11 protein-coding genes are annotated in these 19,488 nt (G+C 70.4%); 3 read left to right on the top strand and 8 right to left on the bottom strand.

The genetic code is table 11. The features are described from left to right. Positions 1 to 155: 155 nt before the first annotated feature. Entirely contained in the window at positions 156 to 1,433 is a 1,278-nt protein-coding gene (locus B7K25_RS01740; RefSeq protein WP_084103639.1) for an MFS transporter, read from the top strand. A gap of 63 nt (positions 1,434 to 1,496) precedes the next feature. On the opposite strand, the gene B7K25_RS01735 is transcribed toward B7K25_RS01740, so the two are convergent. The 5 genes from B7K25_RS01735 to hisS all read right to left on the bottom strand — a co-directional run bounded on the left by B7K25_RS01735 (position 1,497) and on the right by hisS (position 11,733). After that, positions 1,497 to 2,657 carry an S-layer homology domain-containing protein gene (locus B7K25_RS01735; RefSeq protein WP_234988031.1) on the bottom strand — a complete coding sequence of 387 codons (1,161 nt, stop codon included), beginning with the start codon at positions 2,655 to 2,657 and terminating at the stop codon, positions 1,497 to 1,499. A gap of 204 nt (positions 2,658 to 2,861) precedes the next feature. Then, the gene (locus B7K25_RS01730) at positions 2,862 to 4,163 is read right to left on the bottom strand and encodes a D-alanyl-D-alanine carboxypeptidase family protein (RefSeq protein WP_144018804.1); all 1,302 of its coding nucleotides are present in this window, start codon (positions 4,161 to 4,163) and stop codon (positions 2,862 to 2,864) included. Positions 4,164 to 4,347: 184 nt separating this feature from the next. Continuing rightward, entirely contained in the window at positions 4,348 to 8,229 is a 3,882-nt protein-coding gene (locus B7K25_RS01725; protein ID WP_084103633.1) for a DUF11 domain-containing protein, read from the bottom strand. A gap of 72 nt (positions 8,230 to 8,301) precedes the next feature. Next, positions 8,302 to 10,086, bottom strand: a complete 1,785-nt coding sequence (aspS, locus tag B7K25_RS01720) for an aspartate--tRNA ligase (protein WP_084103631.1) — start codon at positions 10,084 to 10,086, stop codon at positions 8,302 to 8,304. A gap of 294 nt (positions 10,087 to 10,380) precedes the next feature. Next, entirely contained in the window at positions 10,381 to 11,733 is a 1,353-nt protein-coding gene (hisS, locus tag B7K25_RS01715) for a histidine--tRNA ligase (RefSeq protein ID WP_084103629.1), read from the bottom strand. A 164-nt stretch (positions 11,734 to 11,897) separates the two neighbouring features. Here hisS and B7K25_RS01710 point away from each other — a divergent pair, with 164 nt between their 5' ends. Next, positions 11,898 to 13,259 carry a DUF349 domain-containing protein gene (locus B7K25_RS01710; protein WP_084103627.1) on the top strand — a complete coding sequence of 454 codons (1,362 nt, stop codon included), beginning with the start codon at positions 11,898 to 11,900 and terminating at the stop codon, positions 13,257 to 13,259. Positions 13,260 to 13,368: 109 nt separating this feature from the next. Further along, entirely contained in the window at positions 13,369 to 13,971 is a 603-nt protein-coding gene (locus B7K25_RS01705; RefSeq protein WP_084103625.1) for a hypothetical protein, read from the top strand. A 163-nt stretch (positions 13,972 to 14,134) separates the two neighbouring features. On the opposite strand, the gene B7K25_RS01700 is transcribed toward B7K25_RS01705, so the two are convergent. From B7K25_RS01700 to secD, 3 genes are read right to left on the bottom strand one after another with little or no spacing between them, the layout of a single operon-like run. Then, positions 14,135 to 16,372: a bifunctional (p)ppGpp synthetase/guanosine-3',5'-bis(diphosphate) 3'-pyrophosphohydrolase gene (locus tag B7K25_RS01700; RefSeq protein ID WP_371328272.1), complete on the bottom strand. Its 2,238-nt coding sequence runs from the start codon at positions 16,370 to 16,372 to the stop codon at positions 14,135 to 14,137. Between the two features lie 44 nt (positions 16,373 to 16,416). Beyond that, positions 16,417 to 17,502, bottom strand: a complete 1,086-nt coding sequence (secF, locus tag B7K25_RS01695) for a protein translocase subunit SecF (protein WP_084103623.1) — start codon at positions 17,500 to 17,502, stop codon at positions 16,417 to 16,419. Continuing rightward, a complete protein-coding gene (gene secD, locus B7K25_RS01690) occupies positions 17,502 to 19,451 on the bottom strand; it encodes a protein translocase subunit SecD (RefSeq protein ID WP_084103621.1) in 1,950 nt (649 codons plus the stop codon). Before secD ends, secF begins: the two co-directional genes overlap by 1 nt. Positions 19,452 to 19,488 lie beyond the last annotated feature (37 nt).

Genomic DNA, 19,488 nt, shown 5'->3' with positions numbered 1-19,488 from the left:
CAGCCCGTTGCCCGAGTACCGTTGCCGCGGGCTCTCCCTACCGCGGCGCTGCGCGGCATGACAGAGCCCCATGAGAGCAGCACGCCAGTGCTGCACGAGAGGGCTGCATCACCGTGCTGCACGGGAGGGCCGCACGAGAAGAAGGAGCCACGCCCATGGACCCCGCCGCGATCCGCCGACGGTTTGTCATCCTCACGGCGCTGCGGTGGCTGCCGACCGGCCTCGCGATCCCCGTGCTCGTCCTCATCCTCGAGCAGCGCGGCCTGTCGCTGGCCACGATCGGGCTGCTCACGGCGCTGTTCAGCCTCGCGACGCTGCTTCTCGAGCTGCCGACAGGCGGGCTCGCCGACGCGCTCGGACGGCGCCCCATCATCATCGGCGCGGCGCTCACGGGCGGCGTGGCGGTGCTGATCCTCGCGTTCGGCAGCGGCGTGGCGGCGCTCGCCACGGGTTATGTCCTGCTCGGGTGCGCCCGTGCCCTCGACTCCGGTCCGCTCAAGGCCTGGTTCGTGGACGCGACCCTCGACGCGGATTCGAATGCCGACCTGGCACCGGGACTGTCCCGCGGCGGCGTTGCCGAGTCCCTTGGCCTGGCGGCGGGCGCGCTCGCCGCCGCGCCGCTCGTGGCGCTGTCGCCCTTCCCCGCCGACGGCTCTGGCCTCATCGCGTTGTCGACGCCCTTCCTCGCCTCAGCCGCGCTCACCGTCGTGCACGCCACACTCGTCGCGGTGTGGGTGCGCGACGCGGACGTCGACCGCGTGCCGGTGCGCGAGGCAGTCCGTGGCGTGGGACCGACGATCCGCCGAGGCCTCGCCCTCGCGGCAGGCAGCCCCAGGATCCGCCGGCTGCTGCTGCTCACGGCCGGACTCGGCGTCGGGCTCTCGGGCATCGAGCTGCTCGCGCCCACGCGCGCCTCGGAGCTGCTGGGTGGCTCGGACGCCGCCGCTGGCCCCTACGCCGTGCTCGTCACGGCAGGCTTCGCGGCCTCCGCGCTGGGCGCAGCCCTGAGCCCCGTGGCCACGCGCGTCATGTCACTGGGTCGTCACGACGCAGCCAAGGCGGTCTCCGAACGTGCGCGGCCGCTCACCATCGGCCTGGCGTTCGTCACTGGCGCGGCTGCCCTCGCCGCGGTCGGGGTGCCTGTCGCGATCCTTGCGGCGGTCGCGTACCTAGGATTCTTCTTCGCGATCGGCATCGCCGGCCCCGTCTCGGAGGATCTGCTGCACCGCGCGGTCACGCGGAAGGAGCGCGCGACCCTGCTCTCGATCGAGTCGATGGCGCTCCAGACCACGGGGCTCGTGACCGCGGCGAGCGTGGGAGCGCTCGCTCAGGCCACCTCGATCCCCGCCGCCCTGGGCGTGGCCGCCGCCGTCGTGGGCGCATCGGCGCTCGCCATGGTGCGCTACCCGGCTGCCGACCAGCCGTCGTCGTGAGCCGAGCCTGCCTGCGCGGGTCAGCGACCGGACCTGGCGACCCGGCTCACGCCAACGATGTCCCTAGTGCGTGGCGTCGTAGTACGCCTGCGGGGTGAACACCGCGTCGACGACGCTGAGCGAACGCCAGCGGTGGAACACGCCGCGAGCCGACGAACCCGTGCCCGACGTGGTGTTGCCCTCGTAGAACCACGCGCCGTTGCCCGACACGCGGTCGACGATCGCCGCGTGGCTCACGCCCTGGCCGGTGCCCCAGTTGATGAGCACGACGTCTCCGGGGTCGAGGTCGGACAGGCTGACGTTCCAGTCGAGGACACCTGCGGACTGCAGGCGTCCCACGAAGGTCGAGCGACCGGCAGGCGGGTTGAAGTCCTGGTCGTAGTACGCCTCGCGCGGCACGTAGCCGGGGTATCCGGCCTTCTCGAACACCCACCCGACGTACACCTGGCACCAGGCGCTGCTGCCGCCGATCCAGTCGTTGTACTTGTTCTTGCGGAAGCTCGGCTCCTTGTAGCCCACCTGGGAGCGCGCGACCGAGAGGACCTCGCTGGCCTTGAACGGCGTGCGCGGCGCCACGTAGGTGGGCGCCTTGTAGGAGCCGCTGCCGAAGCCGCGGAACAGGAACGCCGCCGTCGCCGCACGAGACGTGCTCGCGTAGGGACGGAAGGTGCCGTCGGCGAAGCCGGTGGTGATCCCCGTCGTGCGCAGCCACGTGATCTCCTTGTAGAACTTGGAGCTGCGGTTGAGGTCCTTGAAGGGCGACCTCGACGGCGGGGAGAAGCTCGGCTTGCCCTCGTAGCGGTAGAGGAATGCCGCCATGGCGTTGCGGTCGATCGCCTGGTCGGGCCGAAACGTGCCGTCCGACCAGCCGGTGGTGATCCCCTGCTTGTCGAGCCAGACGATCTCCTTGTAGAACTGGTGGCTCTTGGGCACGTCCTTGAAGGGCGAGCGAGACGACATCGAGACGCCGGGACGGCCCGCGAGGCGGTAGAGGAACGCGGCGAATGCCTCGCGCGAGACCTCCCACTCGGGACGGAACCAGTTGCCGGCGTAGCCGGTGGTGATCCCCTTCTCCGTGAGCCAGGAGATCTCGCGATAGAACTGGTAGTGGTTCGTGACGTCGCGGAAGCCCGTGGTCGCCGCCTGCGACGGCGCCGATGTCGCCGGGACCACCGCGACCGCCGCCAGCAGCGCGAGGACCGCCGCCACGATCGTCCGCCTCATCGCGCCATGCGCTCGCGACGCCTGGGCTCCGGCCACCTGCGTTGCCACCATCGTGCTCCTCCTCCGGTGGGCGCCGCGACCGGTTCAGGCCCGCGGACGCCCTCGACTTCACGCCACCGTAACCTTCACGTTCTGAGAACGGCAGAAGGATCTCTCAGGTGTGTGACAGACCACTGTCGAGCGTGTCGCGGCGCCCGCGAACCGTCAGCGGTACGTCGGCGCGCTGCCCAACCCGAAGAACTCCTCGAGCGTGGTGACGCCCCGCGCACGCATCTCGCTCGCGAGCTCCACCCCCACGTAGCGCAGGTGCCACGGTTCGTAGATGTACCCGGTCACGTGAGTCTTGCCCTCTGGATATCGGACGATGTAGCCGTATTCATGAGCATGACGGGCGACCCAACGGCCCACAGCCGACGTGCCAAAGCATCCGCTGATGGTGCAGCCGGTGCTCGACACGTCCACCCCGAGCCCTGTCTGATGCTCCGAGTGCCCGGGCCGGGCGCTGAAGCGCTCGGCCGACGCGACGCCAAAGCGGTTCGAGTAGTTGCGGAACAGCCCCGCCTGGTAGCTGTACGAGCGGTACGAGGAGCTCACCGAGAAGCTCAGTCCGTTGCTCTTGGCCGCGCGCGACATCGCCGTGAGCTGCTGAGCGGCCTCGCGCCGGAGGCGGTGGTTCGACCCTCCCGGCACGCCGGAGACGGACACGAGGTCCGGCGGCACGTAGCGGATGGGGTCGAGCGGTCGCCGCTTGTTGACCACGACGAGCACGGACTCGGGGTCGCTGAGCATCCGGCTGACGTCCCGGTCCGGGTCCCACGTCGTCGGTGGCGCGTACGCAGGAGCCGTGTAGCCCCGCGGACCGTACCCGCGGAACAGGAACGCCGCCGTCGCCTCACGGGTGGTGCTGGCATAGGGCCGGTACGTGCCGTCGGACCATCCCGTCGAGCGCCCGCTCGCGCGCATCCAGGTGATCTCCTTGTAGAACTTCGTCGCGCGCGTCACGTCCTTGAAGGGCGAGCGCGCGGGTGCAGCGAACGACGGACGACCTTCGAAGCGGTAGAGAAACGCCGCCATCGCATCCCGCGTGATCGGCTCCTTGGGGCGGAACGAGCCGTCGGCCCATCCTGTCGTGATGCCCTGCTGCGCCAGCCACACGATCTCCCGATAGAACAGCGCCGAGACGCCCACGTCTCGGAAGGGTGAGCGGGACGGGAGCCTCACGGGGGGCTTGCCTGCGAGCCGGTAGAGGTACGCGGCGAAGGCCTCGCGAGACACCTTGTTCGCGGGCCGGAAGCTGTTGTCCGCGTATCCCGTCGTGATCCCGCTCGACGACAGCCACGAGATCTCGCGGTAGAACTGGTGCTTGCCCGTGACGTCGCGAAAGCCCTCGGTGGCGGCGGATGACGGTGCGGCTGCGGCCACGATGCTGGTGACGGCCACGACCGCCATGGCGAGCACCGCGACCACGCGAGACACACCGACGCGCAAACGCCTCGTCTCCACCACGCCCGCACTGTGCACGCCGCATCTCCCCCCCAGCGTCGCGACACTCGCGCGACGGTGGAGTCAGACTAGCCCCGAGACCAGGTGAGACGGGAGACCACCCCGTGCACGCGCATCGGCGCTCCGCGAGGGCGGAACCCTCCGGCGGCGTCACCGGCACGGGCGCGTGAGCCCGCCCCGCGCCGGCTCAGGCGGTGCGCCGGCGCGTCGCGGCAGCGATAATCCCGAACCCGAGCGCGACCGCCGTCGCCGCCACCCACAGCCACAGCAGCCCCGACGCGCCCGTGTTCGACAGCCCGCTCGTCGGGGGGTTCTCGGTGGGCGTGGTCGGCGTCTGTCCCGGGTCCGGCGGGGTCGTGCCGCCCGCGGGCACCACCACCGTCACCGTGCCCTGGTGCGTGACCGGCGGGCCCAGCGGCGTGCTGGGCGTGGGCGACTGCGGGTTCACCGGGGTGCCGGTGACGGTCACGACGTTGGTGGTGGTGGCCGTCAGCACGGCCGCGCAGGTGAACTCCCAGGTCTCCGGCGGCCCCGTCTCGAAGATGTCGCCGCTGCCGGTGAGGAGGCCGTTCTCGTCGAGGTCGCCCGACACATAGGCCACGCTCGCGCACCGGTCGTCGACGATGAGGTCCCTCACGTCCGCGAGTGGCACCTCGCCCGTGTTGGTGACGGTGTACGTGTAGGTCACCTCGTCGCCGGCCCGCGCCTGCGAGCGGTCAGCGGTCTTCACGACCTCGATCCCCGCGTCGTAGGGCATCGAGCCGGCCGCCGCCGCGGCGAGCAGGATCTGCGATCCGGGGTCGCGTCCACCGATCAGCGCCACGTTGATGTGCGGATCCGTGATGACGCTCGTGCACGTGTACCCCCAGGTCTCCGTCGGATCCAGGTTCCCGTCGGTGTTCGTGTCACCCGTGGGTCCCACAACGCCGTCGCAGAGCGTGTCCTCGAAGGCGACCGCGGAGACCGGGTCAGACCCCGGGTTCGTCGCCTCGAGCGTCCACGTGACGGTGGTGCCGGTCGGCACGATCTCGCGGTCGACGACCTTGGTGAGCGTGATCTGGGCGTCGTACACGTCGACCTGTGCCGTGTCGATAGCCGTCACGGAGGTCCCCGTCGGGCTGTGGCCGACCACGGTCGCGGTGTTGAGGATCGCCGTCGGCACGCTGTCGCCGCAGGTGAACACCCACTCCTCGGTGAGGTCCAGGAGCTGGTCGCCGTTCGCGTCGCCGCTCTGATAGGTCATGGGAGAGCAGTTGTCGTCGCTCACATCGATCGAGGACAGCGGCACGTCTCCCGTGTTGGTCACGCGGGCCGTCCACTCGACGGCCGAGCCCACCGGGACGTAGTCGTCCGAGACGGACTTGACGATGTTGATCCCGGGCTGGACCACGTCCACCGTCGCCGTCGCGGTGGGCGTGAGTGGGGGTCCGGTGACCCCCGGCTCGCCAGGGATGCCTGGGATGGTGGGCACGGCCGTGATGGTGAACGTGTTCTGGACGGAGAACGGCGTCGCGGGTTCGCTCCCCGGCCCCTTCTCCAGCGTCGTGACGCATCCGAAGAGCCAGACCTCACCGGGCGGAAGCACGCCGGTGCCCGCGGGATCGACGTACAGCTCCTCGAGCGGCGTGCACAGGTCATCGTCGACGGACTCCGCGATGCCGGTGAGGCCGACCTCGCCGGTGTTCTGCACGGCGTAGAGGTATCCCGCCTCGCCGCCGCTCTCGACGGTGTCGAGCAGCGCGACCTTCTCCACGGCGACCCCGGGCGTCAGGACGCGCACGACGTCGGTCGCGATGTCGGTGAGGATGCCCCCGCCGGGTGGCGTCCCCTGGACCTGCGCGCGGTTGAGGGTGTCCGCGGTCAGCACCTGGTCGCAGCTGTAGGTCCACGTCTCCGTGGGCTGCAGGATCCCGTCGCCGTTGCCGTCACCGTCGACGAACTCCACCGGGCCGCAATGGGTGTCGGTCACCCACGTGTCGCGCGTCGCGGGCGTAGCGGGGGTGATGGGCTGGTCGCCGCCGCCCGTGGTGACCGTGTACGAGTACGTCACGGTGGCGCCGGCAAGGACCGTGTGACGGCTCGCGCTCTTCGTCAGGTCGAGCCCGGGGTGGACCACCGAGACCAGCCACGTGTCGGTCGCGGTGACGGGCGGCCCGAGGGGCGGCGTGCCGGTGACCTCCACGGTGTTGTGGGTGTCCTCCGTGATCGTGGCCGTGCACGAGTACTCCCACGTCTCGGCGGGGTCGAGCAGGCCATCGGTGTCGGTGTCGCCGCCAGCGAGCGGGCCCGTCACCGGCGCGCACATGTCATCCGTGATGGCGACCGCGAGCGGCACGTTGCCCGGGTTCGTGACGGCGTAGGTGTAGGTGACGTCGCCTGACCCGTCGACCGTGGCCACCGAGCCGACCTTGTCGACGGCGATCGCGGGTGTGTGGACCTCGACGGTGCCTGTCGCCGTTCCGGGAACCTCGGTCCCCCGAGGGTCGGTGCCGCGCACGGTGGCGGTGTTGGTGACGGAGACCGGATCGCTGGTGACGGGATGCTGCACGGTACGCGTGCACGTCGCGTTCCACGTCTCTCCCGGCGAGAGCGTGCCGTCCGCGTCGCTGTAGGTGACAGGTGTGCACAGGTCGTCGACGATGTCCGCCATCTGCAGGTCGGTGTTGCCGTCGTTGGTCACGGTGAAGCTCGACGTCACCGCGGTGCCCGCCCCGTCGCCGCGCACGACTGCTGGAGCATCCGTCTTGGTCAGCGTGACGCCGGGCGTGTAGTCGTACGAGTTCCACACCTCGCACGCGACGATGCTGTCGGACTCGAGAGCGAGATCGAACCCGCCTGTCGCGATGGGCCCCTCGTCGACCGTCACGGAGCCGTCGCTGCCGCGGATCTCGCAGCGGTATCTGTCACTCGTGAAGTCGGACTGCGCCGTCTCCTGGACGGTCACGGTGGAGGAGGCCGACGACGGCGCAGGCTCCCACTGGAACTGCGCGTTGCCGTTGGCGTTGGTCGTCACCGTCTGCGGCCCGACGGCAGCGCCAGAGGGCTGGATCCACGAGTAGGTCCCTCCCGGAACAGCGGGCGTCGCCGTGAAGTCCCAGCCTGTCGCGGGAGCGTAGGCGTCGGACGCGCCGGACTGCGCGAGCTTGCGAATGGTGAGCGAGGGCGAGCACAGCTGCGTCACCACGCTGCGCAGCACCGAGGTCAGCGTGTCGAAGTTCCGGACCAAGGCGACGTCGAAGTCGTTGAGTGTCGATACCGTTCCGACGGTGGCATCGTTGACGACCACCTCGCCCGAGATCGCCTTGAGGCGTGTCGCCGAATCCGATCCCGAGAACGCGCCACCAACGCCGATGACGAGCACTCGCGACCCGGCGAGCTTGAGCGCATCGGCCTCCGCGACCGCACGCGACAGAGCGAGCGCTTGCGCGTCACCATCCATCATGTTCATGCGCACATCCGGGTCGGACGCGCCCGTGTAGAACGGGTCGCCGGGCTGGTCCGAATCGACCGCGGTCGGGTCGCCGTCCGTGACGAACACGACCAGCTCGGGCGGCGCATCGCGTGTGAGGTGCAACGCCGCATCCCAGTTCGTGTACTGGGTGGAGTCACCTCTCGGGGTGCGGTAGCTGCTCTCGGAGCCGACGGCACCTCGGGTGAACTGATGCGGGTTCACTCCAGGCTGCGCCGGGGGCTTGGGGTGGTAGTACGCGTGCAAGGCCCTGGCGTGCACACCCCCGGGCGCGAGAGTGTCGGCCGTCACCAGCGTGGACGGCGCGCTCTCACGAGCGAACGTCGCGAAGTCCACCACCCGTGCCGTCGAGTCCGTGCCGGACATCGCCTGAAGGAACGCGGTGGCGGCCCCGCGCACCGACTCGGTCGCTCCCGCGCTGTTGATCGATCCCGAGGCATCCAGCACGAGCGTCGTGTCGAAGCCGCACTGGTCGGCGATGGTGGGATTGGGCTCGGCCGCCGCAGCCGGAGCCGCGGTCACCGTCAGAGCACTCATGGCGAGCGCGCTCACCACGAGAACCGTCAGCACTCCCCCGGCGACCAGCCCCTTCGCTCCCATGGTGCCAACCTAGGGGGATTCCGCCCGCCCTGCCATGGCAAGGTCGCCGCCCTCCGGGTCCCCAGAGGGCGTTCAGGCGCTGGCAGGCGCCTCCGCGTCCGCGTCCTCGTCCTCCGCCACGAAGTCCACGCCGGCCTCGGCGCGCTGCTCCGCGGTGATAGGTGCCGGCGCCGCCGTCAGAGGGTCGTACCCACCACCGGACTTGGGGAACGCGATGACGTCGCGGATCGAGTCCGCCTTCGCCAGCAGCGCCACGATGCGGTCCCAACCGAACGCGATGCCGCCGTGGGGCGGCGCGCCGAAGGAGAACGCCTCGAGCAGGAACCCGAACTTCTCCTGGGCCTCCTCCTCACCGATGCCCATCACCTTGAACACGCGCTCCTGCACGTCCTGGCGGTGGATTCGGATCGAGCCGCCGCCGATCTCGTTGCCGTTGCACACGATGTCGTAGGCGTAAGCAAGCGCCTCACCCGGGACGTCCTCGAAAGTGTCGAGGTATTCGGGCTTGGGCGAGGTGAAGGCGTGGTGGACGGCGGTCCAGGCGCCGGAGCCGACGGCGACATCGTCATCGTCGGAGTCGACGGCCTTGAACAGCGGCGCGTCGACCACCCACACGAACTCGAAGCGGTCCTCGTCGATCAGGCCGACGCGGCGGCCGATCTCGAGGCGCGCCGCACCCAGGAGCGCGCGCGACGCTTCCGGCTTGCCTGCGGCGAAGAACACGCAGTCTCCGGGCTGGGCGCCGACGGCCTCGGCGAGACCGGCGCGCTCCTCGTCGGAGAGGTTCTTGGCGACGGGTCCGGCGAGCTCGCCGTCCTCCTGGATGAGCACGTAGGCGAGGCCGCGCGCGCCGCGCTGCTTCGCCCAGTCCTGCCAGGCGTCGAGCGTGCGACGCGGCTGGTCGGCGCCGCCGGGCATCACCACAGCACCCACGTAGTCCGACTGGAACACGCGGAATGGTGTGTCCTTGAAGTAGTCGGTCAGCTCGGTGAGCTCGAGGCCGAACCGCAGGTCGGGCTTGTCGGAGCCGAACCGCGCCATCGCGTCGGCGTACGTGATGCGCGGGATCGGCGTCGAGATCTCGACGCCGATCAGCGACCACAGCTCGCGCACGATCTCCTCGCCGAGCGCGATGACGTCGTCCTGGTCGACGAAGCTCATCTCGATGTCGAGCTGGGTGAACTCGGGCTGGCGGTCCGCGCGGAAGTCCTCATCGCGGTAGCACCGGGCGATCTGGTAGTACCGCTCCATGCCGGCGACCATGAGCAGCTGCTTGAACAGCTGCGGCGACTGCGGCAGCGCGTACCAGGAGCCCGGCGCCAGGCGTGCCGGCACCAGGAAGTCGCGCGCGCCCTCGGGGGTCGAGCGCGTCAGCGTGGGGGTCTCGATCTCGAGGAACTCGTGGCGGTCGAGCACGCGGCGCGCGGCCTGGTTGGCCTTCGAGCGCAGCACGATGTTCGCGCGCGGCTGCGGGCGACGCAGGTCGATGTAGCGGTGCTTGAGGCGCGCCTCCTCGCCGACGGTGACGTGCTCGTCGACCGGCATGGGCAGCGGCGCGGACTCGTTGAGGATCGTCACGTCGGAGACGACGACCTCGATCTCGCCGCTCGGCAGGTTGGGGTTCGACGACCCCTCGGGGCGATCGCGCACCTCTCCGGTGACCTGGATGACGTACTCGTTGCGCAGGGAGTGGGCGACGTCCTCGCGGATGACGACCTGGGCGTAGCCCGAGGCGTCGCGCAGATCGATGAAGGCCACGCCACCGTGGTCGCGGCGGCGCCCGACCCATCCGGCGAGGGTGACGGTGGTGCCGGCGTCGGCAGCGCGGAGGTTTCCTGCGAGGTGGGTGCGGAGCACGTTCAAGCCTTTCTTGGGCGCGCTAGACGGGCGCGCCGGATAGGGGTGTCGCGACCAATTCTAGCCGCGTGGGAGGTCGTGGGTTTCAGTCACGGGCACCGACCGTACGCTCGTCGCCTCGCCCGTCGCGGAGCGCCGATGCGCGTGCTGGGTGGGTGCACGCCCAGAGCCCTCGCGTGGGCACCGCCGATCCGCGTGCAGGGTTGACACGTCCACATGTCCGTCACGTACGCAGTGCTGTCCCGTACGCAGGGCAGATGCGCGCGCGAGGTGGGTGCGCGTGCCCGGTAGGCCTCAGTCGGCAGGGACGATGCGCGGGTGAAGGTCCTCGGCCGGGGCCTCCCACGTGGCGGCATCGGCCGGGACCTGGTCACCGGAGCGGATGTCCTTCACCTCGTCGGGCGAGCCCGCCTCGGATGCCGGGAACCACACGAAGGGGATGCCACGGCGGTCCGCGTGCTGGATCTGCTTGCCGAACTTCGCCGCCGAGGGCGCGACCTCCGTGGCGATGCCGCGCGCACGCAGCGCATCGGCCACCGCGGACGACTCTCCCCGCGACTCCTCGTCCGTCACCGCGACCAGCACGGCGGTCGGCACCGCGCGCGACGCCGTCGCGAGACCCGCGCCGAGCAGGCGGCTGACGAGCCGGCTGACACCGATCGACATGCCGACGCCCGGGAAGCCTCCGCCAGCCACGAGCGAGTCGTACCGGCCGCCAGAGCAGATCGATCCCAGGTCCTCATGTCCGTCGAGGAACGTCTCGTAGACCGAGCCGGTGTAGTAGTCCAGGCCGCGGGCGATGCGCAGGTCGGCCACGGCCGTCCCCGGCACCGCGGCGTTGACGCCCTCCACGAGGGCCACGAGCTGAGCCAGCCCGTCCTGCAGCTGCGCCTGGGCCTCGGCGACGTCGGCGACGGTCGTGGTGGTCGCCCACAGGTCCTCGACCGCGCCGACGAAGGTGCCGTCCGGTGCGCTGATACGCGCGAGCTCGAGGATCGCGTCGGCCGCTGTCTCGGGCACGTCCTGCTGCACGAGCTCGGCTCGCACGCCGTCAGGCCCGATCTTGTCGAGCTTGTCCACGCTGCGCAGCGCGCCCGCCACGTCGTCGATCCCGACGCCGCGGTAGAAGCCCTCGACGAGCCGTCGGTTGTTGACGCGCATCGTCACGCCGGGCAGCGGAAGCGCGGCAAGCGCCCTCGCCATCACCACGGCGACCTCGACGTCGAGGTGCGCCGGCAGGTTCTGGCGCCCGACGACGTCGATGTCCGCCTGATAGAACTCGCGGTACCGGCCCTCCTGCGGCCGCTCGCCCCGCCAGACCTTCTGGATCTGGAAGCGCTTGAAGGGGAACGCGAGGTCGTTCTGGAACTCCTCGACGTACCGGGCGAAGGGCACGGTGAGGTCGAAGTGGAGGCCCAGGCGCGCATCGGCGTCGCCGTCGGCATTCAAACGCGTGAGGGTGTAGATCTCCTTGGCGGCCTCGGACTTGCCGGCCAAGCGCTCGACGGTCTCGACCGCCCGCGTCTCGATCTCGGCGAAGCCGTGGAGGCGGAAGACCTCCCTCAGCGCGTCGAGGACGGAGGCCTCGACCACGCGCTCCGCGGGGGTCCACTCGGGGTAGCCGGACAGGGGTCGCACACGTGCCATGCGCCCATTGTTCCATCAGCGCTGGCAGGCATCACGCACGGCCGCACTCACGCGAAGCGCCTGGCCTGAGTATTGTTGGGGGCGTTGCCCATGCCGGACTCCTGGAGGCCAGCCCTGGCGGACGCCCCGGCATCGTCCCCCGCCGCGAACGAGGTGCACTCGACATGTCCACTCCCAAGCCCAAGCCGATCCCCAAGCCCGCCCCGCCCAAGGGAGCGAGCCCCGCGGTGATCGCCGCCCACGCCACGCACCCCGTGAAGGTCCCCGTCGCGGCCGACGTGCCCGAGGCCGACCTCAAGGCCGCGGAGGCCTTCGGCTCCGTGGCGGACGATGTGGTCACGGTCGCCGACGGCGACACGACGCACGAGGTCGGACCTGCGACCGGCGACGAGCCGCTCGCGCCGTACGTGAAGGCGTACTTCGAGCTCCAGGCCTCCGTGGACCGCTTCCACGCACGCCTCGAGTCCGCAGAGCTGTCGCCCAAGGACATCGACGAGTCGCTCGCGACGCTCACCGCGGCGCTGAACGAGCCGAAGGTGGTCGGCGACCTGCCGGCGCTGCGCGAGCGGTTCGCCAAGGTGGAGTCCGAGGCGACCGAGGCTCGCGAGCGTCTCCAGGAGGAGCGCCGCGTCGCACGCGCGGAGGCAGTCGAGAAGCGCGAGTCCATCGTCGCTCGCGCGGAGGAGATCGCCGCGCGCGACGAGTCGTCGGTGCACTGGAAGAACGACACCGCGACCCTGCGCGCCCTCCTGGATGAGTGGAAGGAGGCCCAGCGGGGCCTCGCCCGCATCCCCAAGGACGCGGAGAAGGCGATGTGGAAGCGGTTCACCACTGCGCGCTCGTCCTTCGAGAAGGCGCGCAAGCACCACTTCAGCGAGCTCGACAAGTCCAACGCGGACGTCGCCGGTCGCAAGGAGGACCTCGTCGCCCAGGCCGAGCGCCTGGCCGAGTCCACCGACTGGGACCGCACCGCGCGAGCCTTCCGCGACCTCATGGGCGAGTGGAAGCAGGCCGGCCGCGGGCGCCGCAGCGTGGACGACGCGCTGTGGAAGCGATTCCAGACCGCGCAGGACGCGTTCTTCGACGCTCGCCGCTCCGCCTCCGACGCCGAGGACGAGGCTCTCGCCGAGAACGTCGCGCCCAAAGAGGCGGCGATCGCGGAGGCCGAGTCCGTGCTCCCGATCACCGACCTCAACGCCGCGAAGCAGGCCCTGCGCGCCGCCCAGGACAAGTTCGAGGCAGCCGGCCGGGTCCCGCGAGGCGACGTCGCGCGCCTCAACAAGCGCATGAGCGCGGTCGAGCAGGCCGTGCGCGACGCCGAGGACAAGGCGTGGAACTCGCGCAACCCCGAGATCGAGGCGCGTGCGACCGGTGCGGCCGCACAGCTGCTGTCCGCGATCGCCGACCTTGAGGCCGACCTCGAGGCGGCCAAGGACAAGGGCGACAAGCGCAAGATCAAGGAGGCCGAGGAGGCGCTCAAGGCGCGCCGCGCGTGGCTCGAGCAGATCCAGGGCGTGGTGTCCTAGAAGGCGTCGTCTTCGTCACCTCGTCCCCAGGCTCCCGGCTCGGCCCGCTGTCCACAGCGCGCCGGGCCGTCCTGTGCGCGGCGGCGGACGCGATGGCACGGTGAGACCCATGCTCATCGTCACTCCGGAAGCTGTTGGGCGCGTCGCCTACGGACGGATGGCGCGCGACGGTGTGATCAGATCGGTGCTGCCGGGGCGGGCACTACCCGCCGACGTCATCGACGCTCCCCCGCTGCGTCGCACGCTCCTCGCCACGCTGGTGCCGTGCGGGGCGCAGGCCACGGGCCTCGCCGCCGCGTGGGCCCACGGTTGCGGAGCGCTCCCCACGGTGCTTCAGGTGCGCACCGCGGCTGGCCGGCGGGTTCGCTCCGCCAGGCTCCCCCTGGCCCTTGAGCAGCACGCGGTCGGGCTGGCACACGTTGACGACGGGTCGCCCGCGCGCATCGCCCCGCTCGAGGTGGCACTCGTCGACGCGCTCCGGTGGTCGGGGACGGCCGATGCGCTTACCGCCGTGCGCGCCGCCGTCGCCTCAGGCGCCACCAGCCTCGCGCGCTTGGAGGCCGTCGTCGACGAGACGTGCAGGGTCCGCGTGCCCGAGGGACTCTCCGCCGCGTGGAGTGATGTGGTCAGGGCCATCGGCGCGGCCCCCTCCCTCGGAGGCGCGGATGCGGCGTGCGCTGCGCCCAAGGCCGCTCGCGAGTCTGCCGCCTGAGGTGGGACCACCGCGGTGCGGCACGACTGCACGAGCTCGGGCCGCTGGCGGTCCTGCCGCCTGACGGAGGACCACCGCGCCGCGGCGCGATTGCAGGACCTCGGGTCGCTGGCGCTCCAGCCACCTCAGCCGAACGCGCCGTCCCAGGGCACGTCCTCACGGCCTAAGGCCGCTTGGCTCCCGTGACGCGCCGGGCGTCGTAGACGCCGTCGATGCGGCGCACCGCCGCCATCACGGCACCCAGGTGCGACGGGTCCGCCATCTCGAACGTGAACGTGTTGAGCGCGACGCGGTCCTGGCTGGTCGACACGTTCGCGCCGAGGATGTTGACGTGATAGTCCGACAGCGCCTTCACCACGTCGCTCAGGAGGCGGTTGCGGTCGAGCGCCTCGACCTCGATCTGAACGAGGAACGCAGCATTCGACTGGCCCGTCCACTGGACGTCGATGAACCGCTCCTGCTGGCCGCCCAGCGAGGCCATGTTCTGGCAGTCGGCGCGGTGCACGCTGACGCCGTTGCCGCGAGTCACGAAGCCGCGGATCGCGTCGCCCGGCACCGGCGTGCAGCACTTCGCGAGCTTGACGACAACGTCGGACAGGCCGTGGACCGAGATGCCGGGGTCGCCGCGTCGAGCGCGCTGCGCCGACGTGCCGGGCCGCGTGATCTCGGTGACGTCCTCGTCGGCTCCCTCGGTGCCGCCGACGGCCTCGACCATCCTGGCGACGACGTCGCCCGGCTGCTCCTTGTGCTCGCCGATCGCGGCGTAGAGCGAGTCCACGTCGTCGTAGTGCATCTCCTTGGCGAGCGCGAGGAGCGTCGACTTGGACATGAGGCGCTGCATCGGCAGGTGCTGGCGGCGGATCGCGCGCGCGAGCATGTCGCGGCCGGTCTCGATCGACTCCTCGCGCCGCTCGCGGGTGAACCATTGGCGGATCTTGTTGCGCGCTCGCGTCGACTGGACGAAGTCGAGCCAGTCCCGCTTGGGGTGCGCGTTCTGGTCCGAGGTGGTGAGGACCTCGACGGTGTCGCCGTTGTCGAGCGTCGAGTCGAGCGGGACGAGCCGGCCGTTGACCTTGGCGCCGATGGTCTTGTGACCCACCTCGGTGTGGACCGCGTACGCGAAGTCCACGGGGGTCGCGCCCTGCGGCAGAGCGAGGAGCTTGCCGCGCGGTGTGAAGACGTACACCTCGGCGCGCGAGATCTCCCCGCGCAGCGAGTCGAGGAACTCGGTCGGGTCGGCCGTCTCCTGCTGCCAGTCGGCGATCTGACGCAGCCAGCCCATCTCGCCCTGGCCGCCGCCGGACCCTCCGCGGTCCTTGTATCGCCAGTGCGCCGCGAGCCCGTACTCCGCGCGGCGGTGCATCTCGTGCGTGCGAATCTGCAGCTCCACCGGCTTGCCGCGCGGCCCGATCACCGTCGTGTGCAGCGACTGGTAGAGGTTGAACTTGGGCATCGCGATGTAGTCCTTGAACCGGCCGGGCACCGGCTGGAAGTTCGCGTGCATCGCGCCGAGCACGGCGTAGCAGTCGCGCACCGAGTCGACGAGGATGCGGATCCCCACGAGGTCGTAGATATCGTTGAGGTCGCGGCCGCGCACGATCATCTTCTGATACACCGAGTAGTAGTGCTTCGGCCGCCCGGTGATGACACCGCGGATCTTGATGTTCTTGAGCTCGCGGTCGATCTCGGCCGTGATCTCCGCCAGCACGCGCTCACGCTCGGGGGCGCGCTCAGCGACGACGTCGACGATCTCCTGATAGATCTTCGGGTAGAGCGTCTTGAAGGACAGGTCCTCGAGCTCCCACTTGATGGCGTTGAGCCCCATGCGATGCGCGAGCGGCGCGTAGATCTCGAGCGTCTCCTGCGCCTTGCGGCGGGCGCTCTCCGGCGAGACGTGCTTCCAGGTGCGGGCGTTGTGCAGCCGGTCCGCGAGCTTGAGGACCAGGACGCGGATGTCCTTGGCCATCGCGACGACCATCTTGCGGACGGTCTCCGCCTGTGCGGCGTCCCCGTAGCTGACCTTGTCGAGCTTCGTGACGCCGTCGACGAAGGACGCCACCTCGTCGCCGAACTCCTCGCGCAGCTGGGACAGCGGGTACTCGGTGTCCTCGACCACGTCATGGAGCAGCGCGGCTGCGATCACGCTGTCGGGCAGCCCCATGTCCGCGATGATCTGCGCCACCGCGATGGGATGGATGATGTACGGTTCGCCGCTCTTGCGCTTCTGTCCCTCGTGCGCGCGGTCCGCGACCTTGTACGCCTGCTCGATGAGCGTGGTCTTGGCGCGCGGGTACATCCGCCGGTAGGTGTCGAGCAGGCCATCGATGGCCGTCGGCTCCTTGGTGGGACGTCGGAGGAACGCCAAGGGGCCGGAGGGCGCAGACGAACGCGTCTCGGTCACGCCGGTCCTCCTTCCCTTGGGGGTGGGGACCAGTCTACTGGCGGCTACTTGCGTCCCTTGCGCTTGGGCTGCGACGTCACGCCCTGGTGCTGACCCGGCTGCAGCGCGCCCACGCGGACGGTGCCGTCCTCGCGCACGGCCACGTCGGCGCCGCCCTGCTCGCGCAGCGCGAGCACCTTGGCCGTGTGCTCCTGGATCGCCTTCTCCGAGCCACGGAGCGACACCTCGAGCGGCGTCGCGACGAAGATCGAGGAGAACGTGCCCACCGCCATGCCGACGAACAGCGCAAGAGCGATGTCCTTGAGCGTTCCCGCGCCCAGCACGAACGACCCGATGAAGAGGATCGACGCCACCGGCAGCAGCGCCACCACAGACGTGTTGATCGACCGCACGAGGGTCTGGTTGATGGCGAGGTTGGCCAACTCGGCGTAGGTGTAGCGGTGCTGCGACTGCAGGTTCGCGGTGTTCTCGCGCACCTTGTCGAACACCACGACGGTGTCGTACAGCGAGTAGCCGAGGATCGTAAGGAAGCCGATGACGGTGGCCGGCGTGACCTCGAAGCCCGACAGCGCGTAGATGCCTGCCGTGAACAGCAGGTCATGCAGCAGCGCGACGATCGCCGCGGCGGCCATGCGCCAGGCGCGGAAGTACAGCGCGATGACGCCGAACACCAGCAGCAGGAAGATCACGAGGCCCTGGAGCGCGGCCTGTCCGACCGAGGCGCCCCACGTCGGGCCGATCTGGTCGAAGCTGATCGAGTCCTCGGGGACGTCGTACGACTCGGCAAGCGCGGCGTTGAGCGCGCGCTGGTCATCCTGGTCGAGCACGCCGAGCTGCACGCGGATGTCGTCCTCGCCGAGGACGGTGATGCGGGGCTCCTGGTCGGGGGCGATCTCCGCGACGGCCTCCTCCGCGGGTGCGGCGGTCGGGTTGGCGACGTCCGGCACCACGTACTGGGTGCCACCGGTGAAGTCGATGCCGGGGTTCAGGCCCTTGACGAGGAGCAGGATGATGGCGATCGCCATGAGCACGCCCGAGATTGCGAACCAGCGACGACGCTGCGCGACGATCGGGTAGGTCTTCTCACCGGAGTGGAGCTTGTTGCCCCACGTGCCAAGGTTCGCGCGCATCAGACGTCGCCCTTCCTGTCGTTCGCCGGGGCGTCGTCGGCATCGGCCTCGCTCACCTCGGCGGCGTCGTTGACGGCGGCGACCTCGGCGGCCGTGGGCTCCCCCACCTCGTCGGCCGCGACGGCGCCACCCTCGGCGGCCTTGCGCTCGGCAGCCCGGCGCTCGGCAAGCGTCAGGCCGTCCTTCGGAGCGGCGGCACCCGTGCGAACGCGGCCGCGGCCCTTGTACATCGTGTCTCGGCCCAGCTGGCGCGGGTCGAGGCCGGACCACTTGTGGCCCTCACCGAAGAACTTGGTGCGCGCGAGCAGCACCATCACCGGGTGGGTGAAGAGCATCACGACGATGACGTCGATCACGGTCGTCAGACCCAGCGTGAACGCGAAGCCGCGCACGCCGCCCACCGCGAGGATGTACAGCGTGACGGCCGCGAGCAGCGAAACCGCGTCCGAGATCAGGATCGTCCGGCGGGCACGCGTCCACGCGTGGTCCACCGCGGACTTCAGCGACCGGCCCTCGCGCAGCTCGTCGCGGATGCGCTCGAAGTACACGATGAACGAGTCCGCGGTGATGCCGATCGCGACGATGAGGCCGGCGATGCCCGCGAGCGACAGGCGGTAGCCCAAGCCCCACGAGAGCAGCGAGATCACGCCGAACGTCGTCGCACCCGCGATGATCAGGGACGCGATCGTCACGAAGCCGAGCGCGCGGTACTGGACCAGCGAGTACAGGGCGACGAGCACCAGGCCGATGAGGCCGGCGATGAGGCCCTTCTCGAGCTGGTCGGCACCGAGCGTCGACGAGATCTGCTGGTTCGACTGAACCTCGAGGCTCAGCGGCAGCGCACCGAACTTCAGCTGGTTGGCGAGCTGCTCGGCCTGCTCCTGGGTGAAGTTGCCGGAGATGGACGCCTCGCCGTTCGTGATGCGCGACTGGACCACCGGATGCGAGATGACGACGCCGTCGAGCACGATCGCGAACTGGTTGCGCGGGTCCTCGAGGCCGACGAGCCGCGTCGTGACGTCCGCGAACTTCGCCGCGCCCTCGCTGTTGAACTGGAGGCGCACCTCGTAGCCGCCGGTGAACGAGCCGGTCTGGCTCATCTCGGGGCCGCTCGACGCGGTCTCGAGGTCGTCACCGGTGACCTCGACGGGGCCCATGGCGAGCTTGGCGAAGTCAGCAGACGAGCACGCCACGTAGCCGGCGTCAGGGTCGCCCATCGTGCGGCCGCCGTAGTTCTCGACGTCGAGGCAGTCGAGCGCGGCGTAGTCGGCCATGACGTCCTCGGTGAGCCAGGCGAACGAGGATGCGTCCTCGGGCTCGGCGGCCGCTTCGTCGGTGGTCTCGGCCGACGGCGACGGGCTCGCCTCGGGGACCGCCGCGTCGAGCAGCACGGCGCTGGGGCTCGCGCTCGGCTCGGGCTCGGCGTCCGTGATCAGGTTCGCGACCTCAGAAGCGCTCGGGGTGGGCTCGGGGGTGGCCGATGCGCTCGCCGACGGTTCGGCGACAGGCGTCTCGTCGCTCTCGGTCACCGTCTCGTCGTCGGTAGTGGTGGGCGACGGGTCGCCCACGAGCAGCACAGGCCGGAACTGCAGCTGCGCGGCCTGCGCCACGAGGTCCACGGTCGCATCGTCGGGCGTTCCCGGCAGGGCGACCACGATGTTGTTGCCCTGGGTGGTGATCTCGGCCTCGGCGACGCCGGACGCGTCGACGCGCTGGCGGATCACCGACACCGCCTGGTCAAGGTCGGACTGGTCGATCTCCTGCGTGGCGCCCTCGTCGAGCACAGGCGTCAGGATGATCTGACGCCCGCCGGCGAGGTCGAGCGCGAGGCCGGGCGTCCAGGACGCGTTGCCCGTCAGGACGCCGACGGCGAGCAGCCCGTAGATCGCGACGAGGATGGCGGCGAGCCAGATCAGTGACCGACGCGCGCCCTTGGTGACTTTCGACACAGAATTCCCTTAGCTGTTCACGGAGCTCGAGACGAGC

The organism is Demequina sp. NBRC 110056 (assembly GCF_002090155.1).
Taxonomy (GTDB): Bacteria; Actinomycetota; Actinomycetes; order Actinomycetales; family Demequinaceae; genus Demequina.
Note: the sequence above shows the minus strand (reverse complement) of the source record. Positions and strands in the feature narration are given on the sequence as shown.

Excerpts from the sequence above, each read along its gene's own strand:
- B7K25_RS01740 (WP_084103639.1), top strand. The coding sequence starts at position 156 with ATGGACCCCGCCGCGATCCGCCGACGGTTTGTCATCCTCACGGCGCTG.
- B7K25_RS01735 (WP_234988031.1), bottom strand. The coding sequence starts at position 2,657 with ATGAGGCGGACGATCGTGGCGGCGGTCCTCGCGCTGCTGGCGGCGGTC.
- B7K25_RS01710 (WP_084103627.1), top strand. The coding sequence starts at position 11,898 with ATGTCCACTCCCAAGCCCAAGCCGATCCCCAAGCCCGCCCCGCCCAAG.
- B7K25_RS01725 (WP_084103633.1), bottom strand. The coding sequence starts at position 8,229 with ATGGGAGCGAAGGGGCTGGTCGCCGGGGGAGTGCTGACGGTTCTCGTG.
- secF (WP_084103623.1), bottom strand. The coding sequence starts at position 17,502 with ATGCGCGCGAACCTTGGCACGTGGGGCAACAAGCTCCACTCCGGTGAG.
- B7K25_RS01705 (WP_084103625.1), top strand. The coding sequence starts at position 13,369 with ATGCTCATCGTCACTCCGGAAGCTGTTGGGCGCGTCGCCTACGGACGG.
- hisS (WP_084103629.1), bottom strand. The coding sequence starts at position 11,733 with ATGGCACGTGTGCGACCCCTGTCCGGCTACCCCGAGTGGACCCCCGCG.